17 protein-coding genes and 1 other annotated feature are annotated in these 16,845 nt (G+C 53.1%); of the genes, 5 read left to right on the top strand and 12 right to left on the bottom strand.

Annotation, left to right across the window (positions count from 1 at the left end; translation table 11 throughout):
- The first annotated feature begins 173 nt into the window (after nucleotides 1-173).
- On the top strand, nucleotides 174-617 hold the full coding sequence (locus tag JQC75_RS04275) for a c-type cytochrome (RefSeq protein WP_203326241.1): 444 nt from the start codon (nucleotides 174-176) through the stop codon (nucleotides 615-617).
- A gap of 64 nt (nucleotides 618-681) precedes the next feature.
- On the opposite strand, the gene JQC75_RS04270 is transcribed toward JQC75_RS04275, so the two are convergent.
- Nucleotides 682-1,350, bottom strand: coding sequence for a cytochrome b/b6 domain-containing protein (locus JQC75_RS04270; protein ID WP_203326240.1), 669 nt, complete (start codon nucleotides 1,348-1,350; stop codon nucleotides 682-684).
- Between the two features lie 290 nt (nucleotides 1,351-1,640).
- Between JQC75_RS04270 and hpf the strand changes: the two genes are divergently transcribed.
- Together hpf and JQC75_RS04260 are read left to right on the top strand one after the other, a co-directional pair.
- Nucleotides 1,641-1,997: a ribosome hibernation-promoting factor, HPF/YfiA family gene (gene hpf, locus JQC75_RS04265; RefSeq protein ID WP_203326239.1), complete on the top strand. Its 357-nt coding sequence runs from the start codon at nucleotides 1,641-1,643 to the stop codon at nucleotides 1,995-1,997.
- A 107-nt stretch (nucleotides 1,998-2,104) separates the two neighbouring features.
- Nucleotides 2,105-2,230: a sequence feature (Phe leader region), on the top strand.
- Nucleotides 2,231-2,265: 35 nt separating this feature from the next.
- Nucleotides 2,266-4,245, top strand: a complete 1,980-nt coding sequence (locus JQC75_RS04260; RefSeq protein WP_203326238.1) for a chorismate mutase — start codon at nucleotides 2,266-2,268, stop codon at nucleotides 4,243-4,245.
- Nucleotides 4,246-4,315: 70 nt separating this feature from the next.
- On the opposite strand, the gene JQC75_RS04255 is transcribed toward JQC75_RS04260, so the two are convergent.
- The 10 genes from JQC75_RS04255 to ffh form a co-directional block, all read right to left on the bottom strand.
- Nucleotides 4,316-4,690 carry a hypothetical protein gene (locus JQC75_RS04255; protein ID WP_203326237.1) on the bottom strand — a complete coding sequence of 125 codons (375 nt, stop codon included), beginning with the start codon at nucleotides 4,688-4,690 and terminating at the stop codon, nucleotides 4,316-4,318.
- Between the two features lie 147 nt (nucleotides 4,691-4,837).
- Entirely contained in the window at nucleotides 4,838-5,908 is a 1,071-nt protein-coding gene (locus tag JQC75_RS04250) for an FAD-binding oxidoreductase (RefSeq protein ID WP_203326236.1), read from the bottom strand.
- A gap of 57 nt (nucleotides 5,909-5,965) precedes the next feature.
- Nucleotides 5,966-7,630, bottom strand: a complete 1,665-nt coding sequence (hcp, locus tag JQC75_RS04245) for a hydroxylamine reductase (RefSeq protein ID WP_203326235.1) — start codon at nucleotides 7,628-7,630, stop codon at nucleotides 5,966-5,968.
- Nucleotides 7,631-7,808: 178 nt separating this feature from the next.
- Nucleotides 7,809-8,948, bottom strand: a complete 1,140-nt coding sequence (gene tyrA / locus JQC75_RS04240; RefSeq protein ID WP_203326234.1) for a bifunctional chorismate mutase/prephenate dehydrogenase — start codon at nucleotides 8,946-8,948, stop codon at nucleotides 7,809-7,811.
- Nucleotides 8,949-8,961: 13 nt separating this feature from the next.
- Nucleotides 8,962-10,053 carry a 3-deoxy-7-phosphoheptulonate synthase gene (locus JQC75_RS04235; RefSeq protein WP_203326233.1) on the bottom strand — a complete coding sequence of 364 codons (1,092 nt, stop codon included), beginning with the start codon at nucleotides 10,051-10,053 and terminating at the stop codon, nucleotides 8,962-8,964.
- A 296-nt stretch (nucleotides 10,054-10,349) separates the two neighbouring features.
- The gene (rplS, locus tag JQC75_RS04230; protein ID WP_011759009.1) at nucleotides 10,350-10,703 is read right to left on the bottom strand and encodes a 50S ribosomal protein L19; all 354 of its coding nucleotides are present in this window, start codon (nucleotides 10,701-10,703) and stop codon (nucleotides 10,350-10,352) included.
- A 27-nt stretch (nucleotides 10,704-10,730) separates the two neighbouring features.
- Nucleotides 10,731-11,483, bottom strand: coding sequence for a tRNA (guanosine(37)-N1)-methyltransferase TrmD (gene trmD / locus JQC75_RS04225; protein ID WP_203326232.1), 753 nt, complete (start codon nucleotides 11,481-11,483; stop codon nucleotides 10,731-10,733).
- Nucleotides 11,484-11,498: 15 nt separating this feature from the next.
- Nucleotides 11,499-12,029, bottom strand: coding sequence for a ribosome maturation factor RimM (gene rimM / locus JQC75_RS04220; protein WP_203326231.1), 531 nt, complete (start codon nucleotides 12,027-12,029; stop codon nucleotides 11,499-11,501).
- 20 nt (nucleotides 12,030-12,049) lie between these two features.
- On the bottom strand, nucleotides 12,050-12,301 hold the full coding sequence (rpsP, locus tag JQC75_RS04215; protein ID WP_011759006.1) for a 30S ribosomal protein S16: 252 nt from the start codon (nucleotides 12,299-12,301) through the stop codon (nucleotides 12,050-12,052).
- Between the two features lie 157 nt (nucleotides 12,302-12,458).
- A complete protein-coding gene (ffh, locus tag JQC75_RS04210) occupies nucleotides 12,459-13,832 on the bottom strand; it encodes a signal recognition particle protein (protein WP_203326230.1) in 1,374 nt (457 codons plus the stop codon).
- A gap of 252 nt (nucleotides 13,833-14,084) precedes the next feature.
- Here ffh and JQC75_RS04205 point away from each other — a divergent pair, with 252 nt between their 5' ends.
- The gene (locus JQC75_RS04205) at nucleotides 14,085-14,873 is read left to right on the top strand and encodes a cytochrome C assembly family protein (protein ID WP_203326229.1); all 789 of its coding nucleotides are present in this window, start codon (nucleotides 14,085-14,087) and stop codon (nucleotides 14,871-14,873) included.
- A 95-nt stretch (nucleotides 14,874-14,968) separates the two neighbouring features.
- On the top strand, nucleotides 14,969-16,258 hold the full coding sequence (locus JQC75_RS04200; RefSeq protein WP_203326228.1) for an HlyC/CorC family transporter: 1,290 nt from the start codon (nucleotides 14,969-14,971) through the stop codon (nucleotides 16,256-16,258).
- 30 nt (nucleotides 16,259-16,288) lie between these two features.
- Here the strand turns inward: JQC75_RS04200 and JQC75_RS04195 are convergent, their stop codons facing one another.
- Nucleotides 16,289-16,816 carry an Mpo1 family 2-hydroxy fatty acid dioxygenase gene (locus JQC75_RS04195; protein WP_203326227.1) on the bottom strand — a complete coding sequence of 176 codons (528 nt, stop codon included), beginning with the start codon at nucleotides 16,814-16,816 and terminating at the stop codon, nucleotides 16,289-16,291.
- Nucleotides 16,817-16,845 lie beyond the last annotated feature (29 nt).

Here is a 16,845-nt window from a genome sequence, read left to right as displayed (position 1 = left end):
GCCGGGGATCTATTGATGTGCGGCAGTGTAGCAAGCCCCTGCCTGCTCTACAAACGCCCATAGGGGCGTTAGCCAAACAAAATTTAACAAAATGCGTCATTTAGTTTGTGCAAGTTCCGGTTACAATGACAGCCTTTGAGGCTATCCCATTCACTCCACAAGGAAGAACAAAAATGAAAAAGACATTGCTTTGCCTGAGCGCCCTGCTGGCTTTTAGTGCCAGCGCCAACAACTTTGAATCTGCCGATGACGCCATTCACTATCGCCAGTCTGCATTCGGTTTGATTGCTTATCAGTTTGGTGACATGAGCGCCATGCTCAAAGGTAAGAAAGAATTCAATGCCGACGTGTTTGCCCAGCGCGCCGAAAATGTAGCAGCCCTCGCCAAGTTACCTGCCGAAGGCTTTATCGCTGGCTCTGATAAAGGCAACACCGAAGCCCTGGCGAAAATCTGGGAAAACCAGGCGGACTTTGACAGCCGCATGGGCGAATTCCGGGAAAACGCGGCCAAGCTGGCAATTGCAGCCAAAGGCACCGACAAAGATGCCATCAAGGCAGCATTCATGAATACCGGCAAGAGCTGTAAAGGCTGCCACGACAACTACAAAAAAGACTAAGCTCTTGGTTGTCTGATAAAAAAGCCTGCATCTGCAGGCTTTTTTATTAAGTCAGCATCACCCGTTAGAGTGCCTGAATAGCAGGCCACAGCAATAGATAGCCAACGGGTAAGGCTACCAGTACCAACAAAATGGCCGCTTTCCACAGTGGAGCAAAGCGGATATCCGATTTTACCTCGATATCATCTCGGCGCCTCCGACCCGTCACCATGGCCCCCAGCAATTTATCGCCTTTGAGTAGATGCCACACCACGGCGAGCACATGTACCCCGGCAAGGATTAACAACAAGTCGAAATTTCGCTTGTGCAGCCAGGTTAACCATGAGGCGGTATCGCTGCTCACCATGCTGACCAAGGGTCCCTCGGTAAATACCTCATCGGTCGCAAAGAGGCCTGAAATCAACTGCAGGGCCAAACACAACAGCAGCACCAACACCATGTAGCCGCCGAGAGGATTGTGGCCATGATGACCTTTCACGCCTTTGCTTACGGTCGTTTTGGCGTATTCCACTACGGTGAGCGGATGATGCAGAAAGTGCGCAAAGCGAGCGGTATCACTGCCAACAAAGCCCCACAAGACCCGGAACAGCAGCAGCGCCATCAGGCTATAGGCAAATACCTGATGCCATTGCATCTCGCCCACCTCGGCGCTCCACCAGAGCAATCCGAGCAAAGACACCATCAACCAATGAAAAAGCCTGACGGGCAAATCCCACACCTTGGCGTGCGTCATTACATCCTCCGCATACACAGGAAATAGCCTGAAAAAGTATCGGGATGGTAATCAAATCGGGGGAGAAAGAGAAGGAAATCAGTGTAAGCAGGGATGAGTTATCCATTCGAATATGCGCCTCTTTTGGGGCACATTCAAGCAAATCGGTGGCTTTTTTGGGCTTTTTGATTCAAGCGTTCAAATAAGAAGCGAACGATATTTTAGCCTTGATAAAACGTGATTTTACTCACGACTTTCAGAATTCAGCTTGGTAGTCTGAAGTCACGGAAATAAAAAAGAGGTTCGACAATATGTTGAAAATCACCAGTAAACAGTTCGAAGTCACTACTCCTATCCGTGAACGTGTTGAAAGCCGCTTTGAAAAGCTCGCTCGTCACGATGTTCCGCTGATTAACCCACATATCATTATCAGCCAGGAGAAAGCCCTCTTTAAAATCGAAGCCTCTGTAGGGGTGCCACAAGGAGACTTATTTGCCCAGGCGAAAAGTGAAAACCTGTATGCAGCCATTACGGCCATGGGACAAAAGCTGGAGAAACAGCTCAATCGCCTGACCCACAAACCCGAAGCCAAACGGGCTGATACCCAAGGGGTAGCCGCCGAAGAAGTTGACTTCGAATACGACTATAAGGAGGAATACGCAGCTTGACCCCGTTTAATAGCATGATAAAGCGCACCTCCGGGTGCGCTTTATTTTGTACAACATATGCAGATTTTTTGATTGACACCCAAGGGCGCAGTCTTTAGTTTTAATGCCATGAAATCTACAGTGAACGCATTTTTTACTTTCTTTTTTATTCACTTCCCCTGAGGAGGCGGATTTTCTGTGTAAAAACGAAAGTGAAAATTCAAAGCCTCCCACCCCCGGGAGGCTTTTTTGTTCGCAGGCGAAGCAGTTAATACAAACAGAGGTCAGCATGGAGAAACCACAGCCCCTGAGTGAAACCCGGGAGCAGATCACCGACATCGACAACACAGTGCTGCAATTGCTGGCGCGGCGTCGGGAGCTCAGCCTCGAAGTGGCTCGCAGTAAAGAAGTGGATGTGCGCCCCGTGCGCGATACCCAGCGCGAGCGCGAACTGTTGTCGCGACTGGTGCAAAAAGGGCGCGAGCAAGGGCTGGACCCGCACTTTGTGATGCAGCTATATCAGAGCATCATCGAGGACTCGGTGCTGAACCAACAGGCTTATCTCCATGGCCGCGCCAACCCGGAAACCCAAAAACAGCAGTATTGCATTGCTTATCTGGGCGCCCGCGGTTCCTATTCATACCTTGCCGCCAACCGATACTGTCAGCGCCGTCAGGTGGACATGGTGGACTTGGGCTGCCAGAGCTTCGATGAAATCGTTCATGCAGTGGAATCCGGTCATGCCGATTATGGTTTCCTGCCAATAGAGAACACCTCCTCCGGCTCAATTAACGAAGTCTACGACGTGCTTCAGCACACCAGCCTGGCCATTGTGGGTGAAACCACCATTGAAGTGGGACATTGCCTGCTGGCGAAGCCCGGCACCAAGGCCTCGGACATCAAGACCCTGTATGCCCATCCACAGCCCATAAGCCAATGTAGCCGCTACCTTGCCCGCCATCCCGGGGTAAGGCTGGAGTATTGCGCCTCCAGCGCGGAGGCCATGGAAAAAGTACAGGCCGCAGAAGGCTGTGAGGTTGCCGCCATCGGCAGCGCCGAAGGTGGTGCCCTCTACCAGCTTGAAGCCATCGAAAAGGGCCTTGCCAATCAAAAGGTCAATCAGAGCCGCTTTATCGTGGTGGCCCGTAAAGCCGTGGCCGTGCCGGAACAGTTGCCCGCCAAGTGCACACTCATTATGGCAACAGGCCAAAAGCCCGGCGCACTGGTAGAAGCCTTGCTGGTACTCAAGGCCAATAACCTCAATATGAGTAAGCTGGAGAGCCGGCCGATTCCCGGCACCCCTTGGGAGGAAATGTTTTATCTCGATATCGATGCCAACCTGGCCAGTGTTCCCATGCAGCTGGCACTGAAAGAGCTTGAGCGCATCACTCGCTTTATCAAGGTGCTTGGCTGCTATCCGTGCGAGACCGTGGCACCAACCCAGCTGTCCAATGCCCAGCTGCTGATTGAGCCTGAGCATTTTCGTGCCGATGCGTCAGGTCCTATAAAACGACAGGTACAGCACGGCGAACTGGCCCCAGCCCGCCACAGTCTAGGATATAAAGAAACGGTCAGCGAAGTGCAGGCAGGCGCCTTACTGATTGGCAATAGTCATACAGGTGCCCTCGCCCAGCTTTCACTGCCGGATACCCTGGAAGGGTTTGAACCATTCCTCAAGCAACTTAAAGCCGCTGGTTTCGCCGGTCTGGTGCTGGATAATCTGTCAGAGCGTCCCTACCCAGCCAAGGCGCTGGATGCCTGTGCCAAGGCTGCAGAAAAGTTTGGCCTTATTACGGCGGCGGCAGTAGACAGAGAAGAAGAACTGGATCATGCCATCTCCCGGGTCGAGCTTATCCTGATAAAGGGCAAACAGATGTTCAATCAGCCCCTGCTGGAGCGGGTCGGCAAGCTGCACCTGCCAGTGGTTCTGGAGCGCAATACCATGGCAGACGTCGATGAGCTCTTGGCCGCTGCCGATACCATTCTGGCCGAAGGCAATCAGCAACTGATGCTGTGTGAGTCAGGGGTCAGCAGCTTTAAGAGCAGCACACTGGCCACCCTGGATTTGGCAGGTCTGGTGGAGCTGAAAGCACGAAGCCACCTTCCTGTGTTGGTCAATCCAAGCTATGCCGTGACGCCAGAAGCCTGTCCACGTCAGGCTAAGGCAGTTAAAAACCTCGGTGCCGACGGATTGGTGCTGGCGGTATCTCTGGATGCCGCCATCGCTGACAGCCATTTGGGTGAAACTTTACGGCAGTTTTTCGTCTGACCGGTAAAGCGTAAAAATGCAAAAGGGGCCAACAAGGCCCCTTTTCGTTATTCGGGTATCGGAATTACGCTTATTCAAAGGTGCCGGCAGCCTCTTTGCGGTGCGGCGCAGGCTGAATGGCAACCCCATCAATCAGGCTGACCCACCCTTTTACAACCCGCAGTACAAACCAGCCAAGCACCAGCACCAGCGCCGTTGCAGCCATCCAGCCCGCAGGCAGCCAATACCAGGCAGCAGAACCCAAGGCCAGGCCGAACATCGAGTTACGTTGCCATTTAAGATGAGTCACACAAATGCTGCAACTGTCGCTCTTACGCAGCGACAGATTCAGCGCCAGGGCGAAGAGCACAGGCAGCAGCAGGGGGAAGGCACTCATCAGGCCATATTGCAAATGAATAAGGCTGGTGTCCTGGGCGGTGGCGTTGGGCAAGCTCAGTTGGGCCATAGTGCGCTCCGATAAGGCTGAGGAGAAACGGTAAATCGAACCGATTTCAAAACTGTGATCACGGCCCTGATTTAACCTTACTTTCCCATCGGCAAAAGCGCAACCATGGCCCCAAAAAACAGCCCCAGTATAGTGTGCAACACTGACTTAAAGCTTAAGGCTGATATGCGAGAGCGCCCGTGTAGAACAAGCCAGCACCATACCATTGGCTTTTTCTTCTTCGGTCAGGGTCATCTCTGACAGCCTCTCGATGTCCCCCTCCAGCACCTGACACTTGCACGCACCACACACACCACTGCGACAGGCTGCGATGATGGGTAACTTAAGCGCCTCTATCCCCTCAAGCAGCAGACCAGATTCACCAAGGGGATGTGCCTTTTCCCCCACCTTCAGCATAAAGCCCTGTCCCACACTTTGGGTTGGTGCGCCCGGCTTTCCAAAGCTTTCCTGATGAAAACGCGACATGGCAAACCCGGCCTCCCTTACCATGGCCTCAACTGCTGCCATATAGGCCTCGGGGCCGCAAACAAATAAGGTTCTCTCGCGCCAGTCGCTGACCAGAGTGTCCAGCCCTGATACCGTCAAGCGCCCCGGCCGCACTGGGGCACAGGGCAGATCCGAGCTATCCCCCTGTTCGATAACGTATCCGAGGCGAAAGCCGCTGTGGTTATTGGCCATGGACTCAAGCTTACGGGCAAATATCAGGTCATTCGCGCTCTTGGCACTGTGAACAAAAGCAATATCGGCACCGACACGGGTATCGGTCAGCCAACGGCTCATACTGAACATAGGCGTAATGCCGCAACCTGCGCTTAAAAACAAATACCTGTCGGCGGGAATATCCACCAGATTAAAGCTGCCGGATGGCCCCATCGCATCCAGGGCATGGCCGGGTCTTAAATTATCAATCAGATAATTGGAGACAAGGCCGCCCTCGACCCGCTTAACTGTGATGCTGATGCTGTAGGGCCTGGACGGTGAAGAAGACAGCGTATAGGCCCGGCTGTGGGGCTCACCGGCAATCTCCAGCAACAGGCTGATAAACTGGCCCGGCTTATAGTTGAAACGCACAGCTTGCCCTGCGGCTTCGAATCGAAACGTTACCACATCGTGGGTTTCATCAATCCGTTCCATGCAACAAAGGCGAAAAGGCGTGCCTGGTGGTAAATCCTGCCAGGGTTTGGCTGCCAGCAGGGCAGCGTCCCGGTGTTGACTCATAACTCGTTATCCCCAAAACAATGTAAAAGACGGCGCTTGGCGCCGTCTTGCATTAACTCAGGCGACATTCAGAATCGCATTCAAGTCGGCCTCGACCGTGGTGGTATTTTTAAGACCAAACTTGTCTTCCAGGACCTTGAGCAGGTTTGGAGTCAGGAACGCCGGCGGTGTAGGACCGGTGCGAATGTTCTTCACCCCAAGGGATAGCAGGGTCAGCAAAATCACGATTGCCTTTTGCTCAAACCAGGAAAGCACCAGACTCAGGGGCAGCGCGTTGATATCGCACTCAAACACCTCAGACAGGGCAATAGCAAGCTGAATAGCTGAGTAGGCATCGTTGCACTGGCCAATGTCGAGCAGCCTTGGAATACCGTTGATATCACCAAACTCCAACTTGTTGAACTTGTACTTGCCGCAGCCCAGTGTCAGGATCAGGCTGTCTTTCGGTGTTGCCTTGGCGAAATCGGTAAAATAGCTGCGTTCGGCCTTGTCACCATCACACCCCCCCACCAGGAAGAAGTGGCGGATACTGCCATTTTTCACATTTTCGACCACAGCCGGGGCCGCAGCCATCAGGGCATTACGGGCGAAGCCAATAGTGATTTCGTGAGGGATCTCATCGTATTGGAAACCTTCCAGCGATAGAGCTTTCTCAATCACGGCAGAAAAGTCATCACCTTCAAGGTGCACTACGCCCGGCCAGCCCACAATGCTGCGGGTAAAGATACGGTCGGCGTATTGACCAACGTTGGGATCAATAATGCAGTTTGAGGTCATCACCACGGCGCCGGGGAAGTTGGCAAACTCCTTCTGCTGGTTTTGCCATGCGCTACCGTAGTTACCCACCAGATGCGGATATTTTTTCAGCTCGGGATAGGCCAGCGCCGGCAGCATTTCACCATGGGTGTAAACATTTATCCCCTTGCCCTGGGTTTGCTGAAGGATCAGCTCAAGGTCCTTCATGTCATGGCCCGACACCAGAATCGCCTTGCCCTTTACCGGCTTGGTATTCACTTGAGTCGGTTCAGGGTGGCCGAAGGCGGCGGTTTCACCCTCATCGAGCATGGCCATCACCTTGAAGTTAAGCTGGCCTATGTCCATGGCGGCGGTAAAGAGTGCATCGGCATCTGCACTGTCGGTGCCAAGGAAAGCCATGATGCGATGAAATTCAGCGGCGATGTCCGCTGATTGCTGTTCAAGCACGCGTGCATGTTCGATATAGGCCGCAGCGCCCTTTAGACCATAGAGGCACAAGAGCCTTAAGGCCATCACATCCTCGTGTATCGCCTCTTTACCCAGGTTCGGCAGTGCCAGCTTGGCCTGCTCCAGAAGCTCTGGCTTGGAGGTGCCAAGCAGCAGGGAGGCACTGTCCGGCAAGGTATCAAGTCGAATACCAGCCTTTTGAGCGGCCTCAATGCTTTGGGTTTTGAGTTCGTTGCGCAGACTCTCGGCTTTTCGTGCATAGTCTATGATGCGCTCATCGTCGAAGTTCACGTTAGTCAGGGTTGCGAAAAAAGCTTTGGGGACAAAGGTATCTGCCTCAGTCGGAGCCAAGCCAAGCTCACGGGCTTTCACTGCCCAGGCAGAAACGCCTTTAAGCATATAAATCAGCAGATCTTGCAGGTCTGAGGTTGCCGCCAGCTTGCCGCACATGCCCTGGGCATAGCTGCAACCGTTGCCGGCAGGGGTACGAATGGTCTGTTCACACTGAATACAAAACACGACATGGCTCCTTAATATTTCATGCTTTATTTATGCATGTTAGGAGCGAAGGATACGGATATTGCTGCATTTAAAAAGCAGCAAAGCTCGGTTCCTTGAAGCAGATCATCTTAAGGCATTACTGATTTACAAAGAAAAAAGCGCCTTAAAGGACGCTTTTTTCATGAGGAACAGCGAGTTAAACAGAGCGCATATCATTAACGGATTGCAGCATGGCGCGGCTCTCGGTAAGAAACTGCTGTGAGTAATTACCAAACCAGGTTGACACCTCATTAAAGCGTGCGATAAAGCCAGCGCGGTCTCCGGCTTTCAGGAGTTCCAGCGCATCGCGGTAATTATCGAGGAAGTCTGAAATCGCCGTCAGGCTCTCTTCCTGAGCAAAGATAATGTCAGCGTACAGCTCACCGCTCTGGGCAAAAAGGCGCCCCACCATCGCAAGTTCCAAACGGTAGATGGGCGAGCTGAACTCCAGCAGTGTGTCGATATCTGCCTGTTCTCGGCAAAGGTTCAGGCCGTACACAAACGACGAGAAGTGACGCATGGCCTGCACCAGTTGCATCGCCTTATCGTGGCGACCCGCATCGGCCTCCACCAGTCTCGCTCCCCAAATACCAATCTGCTCCATCAGCCACTGATACTTCTCGCTGCCACGACCATGGCACACTACCACCACCTGCTTGGCAAGACTGCCCACGTCCGGGCCGAACATGGGGTGCAAGCCCACCACAGGGCCCTTGTGGGTCTCAAGCATGGCATTAAGCGGAGCCCCCTTGATGGAGGTGAGATCGGCAAGCACACAGTGCTCTGGTAAGTTGCCGAGGCGCTCGCGAATGAGCGAGCAAGTAGCGGCAATGGGCACCGTCACCAGCACCAAACCCGCACCGTTAAAAAGCTCGCCGGCGTGATCCCAATCGTCCTTGTCAAGGAGTCTCACCTCATAGCCGGACAGGGCAAACATCTGCGCAAACAACCGGCCAAGCTGACCCAGTCCCCCTATAATGACAACATGGCCCAGTTCCGGGTTCACCTGCTTGAAACCCACGTCTTTTTCGCTCATGTAGGATTCGCGCATCAGGCGTCTGAGAACGTCTTCAATCAGCTGCGGGCTTACACCCATGGCTTCGGCTTCGGCACGGCGTTTACCCAGCATGGCCGCCTCCCGGGAGGGCGCATAAATTGGCAGACCCGCCGCATGCTTGACTGTGCCAACCTGGGCCACCAAATCGAGACGCTTTCGAAGCAGTGACAGCAACTGGCTGTCGACACCATCAATCAGGCCCCGTAGGTTTTCCAGCTCGGCGGTGGTCTTTTCGGTCATATCAAATATCCTGTCAGCCATTGGCAGCCTTCAGCATAACAAATCTTGAAGGGATCACCGACGAAAGGCTCTCAGCACCTTCACGGAGCAAGGTTTCAGTCGTCTGCCAATCAATACAGGCATCGGTAACAGAAACGCCATACCTGAGCTCTGACAGGGGTTTATCACAGGGCTGGTTACCGGCATTGAGGTGACTTTCCAGCATCACGCCGATAATGGCATCACTGCCGGCGGCAACCTGGGCAAATACATCGCGGCACACGGGGTCCTGACGGTTGTGATCTTTTGAGGAGTTGCCGTGACTGCAATCTATGACCAATTTGGGATCGAGCCCGGCCCAGCGTACCTGCGCCTCACACTCGGCCACGCTGTCGGCATCATAGTTAGGCTTGCTGCCACCACGCAGTATGATGTGGCCATCGGGGTTACCGTTGGTTTGCAAAAGCGCCACCTGCCCTTCCTGATTAATGCCCATAAAGCGGTGACCGCTGGCGGCCGACTTCATTGCATTGATGGCCACATCCAACTTACCGTCGGTACCATTTTTAAAGCCCACCGGCATGGAAAGGCCCGAGGCCATTTCCCTGTGGGTCTGGGATTCAGTGGTGCGGGCGCCAATGGCAGACCAGGTGACAAGCTCAGAAATGTACTGAGGACTTATGGGGTCGAGCGCCTCTGTGGCCACTGGCAGCTCAAGCTCAGCCAGGAAAATCATCAACTCGCGAGCCAGACGTAATCCCTTTTCCACATCGAATGACTCATCCATGTCCGGGTCGTTAATCATCCCTTTCCAGCCCACTGTGGTGCGTGGCTTTTCGAAGTAGACCCGCATCAGAATAAAGAACTCATCTTTGAGTTCATCATGGAGCTTTTTAAGCTTAAGGGCGTATTCCTTGGCCGCGGCAATGTCGTGGATAGAGCAAGGCCCGGCCACCACCAGCAGACGTGGGTCGCGCTTGTGTACTATGTTCGCCACAGTGCGGCGGGAGCGCAAAATATACTGGTAACCATGCTCAGACAATGGCAGTTCGCGTTTCAGCTCCTGTGGCGTGATAAGCACCTTCTCGGCGCTAATGTGCACATTGTTGATGGTATCTTGCTGCATGGGATCACCTTCTGTGTTTAACGGCGCTGGCGCTGCCCCATCGACAACCTCAGCTGAGATTTATATATTCAAAAATGTATTTTTGTAATGCTACACCATTACAACAGAAAGCACAGTGTGCCTGTTTACTCGACGCCCTGCAAGCGCAGTTGATAAAAATTCACTCAAAATTCGCGAAGATGGCACCAAGAGGCGAGTGGAAAGGCTTTTCGGTGGAGAAATTGTGTTGTCAGCACAAACAAAAAACCGCCACGAGGGCGGTTTTCTGTGCGAACACTTGCGTCTTTTTTGGGCGATTACTTGGTCGCCAGCTTCTCACGGATACGTGCAGACTTACCTGAACGCTCACGCAGATAGTACAGCTTGGCGCGACGAACGCGGCCACGACGCTTAACTTCGATGCTGGAAATCAGAGGGCTGTGAGTTTGGAAAGCACGTTCCACACCTTCACCGTTAGAGATCTTACGAACGGTGAAAGCAGAGTGCAGACCACGGTTACGCTTGGCGATTACAACGCCTTCGAACGCCTGCAGACGCTCTTTGTCACCTTCTTTAACACGTACCTGAACCACTACGGTATCACCTGGGCCAAAATCAGGAACGTCTTTTTTCATTTGCTCATCGTTGAGCATCTTGATGATGTTGTTCATGTAAACTCCATACTAGAATTAACTGAGCTACGACTTCTGTGGACTGTCCATTTCGTCGACAAACTGCGCCAGCAGGCGGGTTTGTTCGTCAGTCAGAGCTAGATTTTCAAATAATTCCGGCCTTCTTAAAAAAGTTCTTCCGAGACTTTGTTTAAGACGCCAGCGTCTAATGTCTTCGTGGTTGCCACCGAGCAGCACTGCCGGTACGTCCAGTCCATCCAAAGATTCGGGCCGGGTGTAGTGAGGACAATCGAGCAAGCCATCGGAGAAGGAATCCTGCTCCGCCGACGCCTGTTTACCCAGCACGCCGGGTACCAGACGGGAGACTGCATCAATCAGGGTCATTGCCGGTAATTCACCGCCCGAAAGCACGTAATCACCGATTGACCACTCCTCGTCCACTTCAGTCTGAATGATGCGCTCATCGATACCTTCGTAGCGACCACACACCAGAATCAGCTTCTGCGTTTCTGCCAGCTCAGTTGCGCCTCGCTGTGTCAGCTTGCGCCCCTGTGGCGACAGATATATCACCTTGGCTCCGTCACCCGCCGCCGTTCTGGCAGCCTGGATGGCGTCCTTCAGTGGTTGCACCATCATCAACATTCCCGGGCCGCCGCCATAAGGCCTGTCGTCCACGGTTCTGTGTCTGTCATGGGTGAAATCACGGGGATTCCACGTGTGCAACTCCAGCAGGCCATTTTTGATGGCCCGACCCGTGACCCCAAAATCAGTGATGGCACGAAACATTTCGGGAAACAGGGTAACTACCCCTAACCACATGTTTGGTACCTCGATTTAGAAGTCAGGATCCCAATCCACAATGATCTGTTTTTCTGACAGTTTGACTTCAAGTACAAACTGGTCAGGCAGATACGGAATCATACGTTCCGTTTTGCCGAAAGCATCTTTGGCGTTGGCCTTAACCATGAGCACGTCGTTGGAGCCTGTTTCCAGGATCTGATCAACTTTACCCAGGTTGTAACCCTTGGTGTTCAGTACCTCACAGCCAATGAGATCGCGCCAATAGAACTCGTCTTCGGGCAACTCAGGCATTTGTTCGGCCAGGATCCCAATCTCACAGTTGGTGAGCATTTGAGCCTGCTCCCGGTTGCTGACTCCCTCCAGCTCGGCGACAACCGCCTTGCCGTGGAAGCGCCACTGGGACACCTTCACCTCGCGCCATTCGCCATGTTCTTTAAGAAGCCATGGTGAATAGTCGAAAATACCTTCAACGGAATCGGTATAGGCGGTGATCTTCATCCAACCCTTTACGCCGTAAGTAGAGCCGATTTTGCCTACTACTACAGGTTGTTGATTACTGCTCATCAATCTATACCTTCACGCCATTAAGCAGCAGCTTTACGGGCGTCTTTGATCAGCTTGGCTACGCGATCGGTAGTAGAAGCACCGTTGCCAACCCAGTGATCAACACGGTCCAGATCCAGACGCAGAGTTTCTTCCTGACCTTTGGCCAGTGGGTTGAAGAAACCAACGCGCTCGATGAAACGGCCGTCACGGGCGTTACGAGAGTCAGTTACTACGATGTTGTAGAAAGGACGCTTTTTAGCGCCGCCGCGAGCTAAACGAATGGTAACCATGCGTTTTTTTTCCTCTAATGATTTGCCAGAAGCAAAAATAAAAACTGGAACCCCGTGTTCGCAGAAGAGTCCCAGCAAGAAAGCCGGAGAATTTTACCTGAGTTTCAGGCGAATGCAACCGAAACTGGCCAATTTTACGGCTGCACTGCGTCCGGGCTTAACGCCCGGGAAGCTTCATGCCGCCGGGCATCATACCGCCCATGGCGCGCATCATTTTCTGCATACCACCCTTGGAAGACATCTTCTTCATCATCTTCTGCATCTGGGTGAATTGTTTAAGTAGACGGTTAACGTCTTGAATTTGTGTGCCACTACCCGCAGCGATACGGCGCTTGCGAGAGCCCTTGATGATATCCGGATTCTGGCGCTCACCCGGGGTCATGGAGTTAATAATAGCCTCCATTTGGCGGGTCATTTTACCATCCTGGATTTGTGCCATGGCTTCCGGTGGCAGCTGACCAACGCCGGGCAATTTTTCCAGCAGGCCCATCATGCCGCCCATGTTTTTCATCTGCTGCAGCTGCTCGCGGAAGTCTTCGAGGTCGAAATTACCACCCGATTTGACCTTGGAGGCCAACTTCATGGCTTTTTCTTTATCGACGCCGCGCTCAACCTGCTCAATCAGGGAGAGTACGTCACCCATACCGAGAATACGCGAGGCAACACGGTCGGGGTGGAATGGCTCAAGGGCATCGGTCTTTTCGCCGACACCGAGGAACTTAATGGGCTTGCCTGTGATGTGGCGGATAGACAGCGCCGCACCACCGCGGGCATCACCGTCCACCTTGGTCAGTACCACGCCGGTGAGCGGCAGCGCCTCATTAAAGGCCTTGGCCGTGTTGGCAGCATCCTGACCCGTCATGGCGTCTACCACGAACAAGGTTTCAATGGGCTTGACCGCGGCATGCAGCGCCTTGATCTCATCCATCATGGCTTCATCGACGTGCAGGCGACCCGCAGTATCGAGGATGACTACATCGATGAATTTCAGCTTAGCATGGGAAATCGCGGCATTGGCAATGTCGATGGGCTTTTGGCTGACATCGGAGGGGAAGAATTCCACTTCCACTTCTTTGGCCAGGGTTTCGAGCTGTTTAATCGCTGCAGGACGGTAAACGTCGGCGCTGACCACCAACACCGATTTTTTATGGCGGGTACGCAGGAACTTGGAAAGCTTGGCCACAGAGGTGGTTTTACCCGCCCCCTGCAGACCCGCCATCATGATCACCGCAGGAGGCTGGGCGGCGAGATTCAGGGCCTCGTTGGCCTCACCCATCGCCTTTTCAAGCTCACTTTGAACGATTTTGACAAACACCTGACCTGGCGTCAGGCTCTTGGCCACTTCCTGGCCTACCGCGCGCTCTTTAACGGCATTCACAAATTCACGGACAACCGGCAAGGCCACATCGGCCTCCAGGAGCGCCATACGGACTTCCCGCAGGGTGTCTTTAATGTTGTCTTCCGTTAAGCGACCGCGACCACTGATAGTCTTCAGCGTACGCGACAGTCTGTCGGTCAGGTTCTCAAACATCGTCCTGTGCAAACCTTTAATAATGTCAAATGTGGGCTTGTATTATAGCGATGCCTGCGGTTTATGCTACCTGTCCGCTTGCCTGTATGGATGGCAGATAAGGAATAGTGCGGCTAACAATCAGAATTGGCTAAAATTTGCAACTCACATCACTGCCCATTTGCTAAAGGGTCGTGTTATTCTAATTTCCAAATCGCCAATCCCGCTCTCGCAACGCGAAGCACTAGAGTAACTAAAAGCAGGTTGTAACCCATGGTTCTTTTCTCTGCGTCAGCCATGTTCTTCTACTGTATCGCCCTGATACTGGTGACCAGTCGACTGTTTCACGCCGAAGGCCCCAACCGTCGTGCCGTGGCCGCCGTGGCCTCCATCGCTGTGGTATTGCACGCCGCCGCCCTGCAGCAAGCCATTTTCACCGACGAAGGCCAGAATTTCAGCCTCACCAATGTGATTTCACTGGTGAACTGGATTATCGCTTTTACCTTCAGCATTCTTATTTTCCGCTTGAAAGTGATAGTGGTTGTGCCTGTGGTGTATGCCTGCTCGGTGTTATCTGTGGCACTCTTGTGGCTGGTGCCCCCCAAGTACATAACCCACTTCGAACATAATCCTGAGGTGCTGGCCCACGTTGTGCTGTCACTCATGGCCTACAGTGCGCTGATGATAGCAGCCCTGTACGCCATTCAGCTGGCGATGATCCAAAACAAGCTTAAGAAAAAGCAGCTGATGTTAAGCCCTGCCATGCCGCCACTGATGACGGTGGAAAAGCAGCTGTATCACTTGGTGATCATCGGTATGATTCTGCTGAGCCTTGGTCTGGCCACCGGCTTTATCTTCCTCGATGACATGTTTGCCGAGGGCAAAGGCCATAAAGCCATACTCTCCATCATGGCCTGGTTTGTTTACATCGCCATGCTGTGGCAACAATATTCTGTCGGTTGCCGCATCCGTACTGCCATAGCCTACACCCTGACCGGCGCCACCCTGTTGTCGCTCGCCTATTTTGGCGCCCGAATCGTCAAGGAACTCATACTCAATTAAGTTCCCGGCCAAGGGGCTTAGCCCCTTGGCTAACTTGACACCCCTTTAAAATGCCAGTATTTACTTACATCTCCTGGCCATAGTGGAGCCTTTGCTTGGACGCGATATCGACCGGAACACTCCTGCTGTCCCTGTTAGTGTTAATCCTGATTTCTGCCTATTTCTCTGGCTCTGAAACTGCCATGATGTCACTGAACCGCTATCGGCTCAGACACCTTGCCGGCAGTGGTCACAAGGGTGCCAAACGGGCGCTGAAGCTGCTCGACCGCCCCGACCGTTTGATAGGCCTTATCCTGATTGGTAACAACCTGGTCAATATTCTTGCTTCAGCCATTGCCACCATCATTGGTATGCGGATTTGGGGGGATGTGGGTGTAGCCATAGCAACCGGGTTACTCACTGTGGTGGTGTTGGTATTTGCTGAAGTCACCCCCAAGACGGTGGCGGCCCTGCACCCTGAGCGTATCGCTTACCCCTCGAGTTTGCTGCTTAGATGGTTGCTGGTCATATTGCAGCCTCTGGTGAAGTTGATGAACATCATCACATCAGGCATTTTGCGGCTTATCGGTATTCGCAACGTAGCGACCAATGATGCCCTGAGCCAGGAAGAACTGCGCACCGTGGTGCACGAGGCAGGTGCTCTTATTCCCCAACGCCACCAGGACATGCTGCTGTCTATCCTCGACCTCGAGAAGGTGACAGTGGAAGACATTATGATCACCCGCGCCGAAATCTACGCCATCAACGTTAACGATGATTTTAAGCAGATCAATCGCCAGGTGGTTACCAGTCCACACACCCGGGTATTGGTATACCGCGATACCATAGACGATGCTGTGGGCTTTATTCACTTAAGGGATGCCCTGCGCCTGCAGTCCAAAGAAGAATTCAGCAAAGCGACCCTGCTCAGGGCAGTGAAAGAGCTCTACTTTATCCCCGAAGGCACTCCCCTTAACGTGCAGCTGGCCAACTTCCAGCAAAACAAGGAACGTATCGGTCTGGTGGTGGATGAATACGGTGATATTCAGGGTCTGGTAACGCTTGAAGACATTCTTGAGGAGATTGTGGGTGACTTCACCACCTCCATGGTGCCCACCGCCAGCGAGGAAATCCATCCTCAGGAAGATGGCAGCCTGCTTATTGATGCCAGTATCAACATCCGTGAGCTGAACAAAGAGATGAAGTGGGACTTACCCATCGATGGCCCCAAGACGCTGAACGGCCTTATCCTGGAATATCTGGAGGACATCCCCTCCCCCAACACCAGCTTGCGCCTTGAAGGCTATCCGATTGAAGTCATGGAGGTGGCCGAAAATATGGTGAAGACCGTAAGGGTAATGCCCGACCTGTATCAGGCCCCCGATAACGCAAAAAAGACGCCCTGAGCGTCTTTTTTCTTTTCCCGAGTCAACGACTCAAGCTGTCTTGCGACTCGCTTCAAGGGCCTTGCGCAGGGCTATGGCCTGGGGGGTTATCTCTCGCTCAAGCGCCTTTTCAAGTCCCAGGGCAAAGTACACTTCGGCCATCAAAAAGAAAGGCCCTATCAACAGCTGATTCATATCATCCACAAACGCCGGTTTTGCCTTTTCGTACTTATGGCCAATGAGTTGAAACACCCAGCCAATAACAAACACCACGGCAGCTATCCATGTGGCTTGTGGCATTGCAGCCATCATGTCTGAGGTGTACAGCACCGGCAGGATAAACACCAGCATGCCCGCGGCAAGGCGTACATGCAATTTAACGTAGTAAGCGAGCACTATCAGGGTAAACACCATGGCTGCGCTGGCCTCGCCCAAGCTGCCAAGCTCAAACCGAATAAGCCCGAGCCACACAAAGGCTGACCAGATTATCAGCGGTATACCGACAAAGTGGGTTTTCATATTGGTGGGATTCAGGTGCACACTCTTGTAGCGCGCAAGCTGCTCGGCGGCGGTCTTCATATTGCTCTCCTTGGCATGGATGATTGTTG

Origin of the sequence: Shewanella litorisediminis (assembly GCF_016834455.1) — a bacterium.
Classification (GTDB): Bacteria; Pseudomonadota; Gammaproteobacteria; order Enterobacterales; family Shewanellaceae; genus Shewanella; species Shewanella litorisediminis.
Note: the sequence above shows the minus strand (reverse complement) of the source record. Positions and strands in the feature narration are given on the sequence as shown.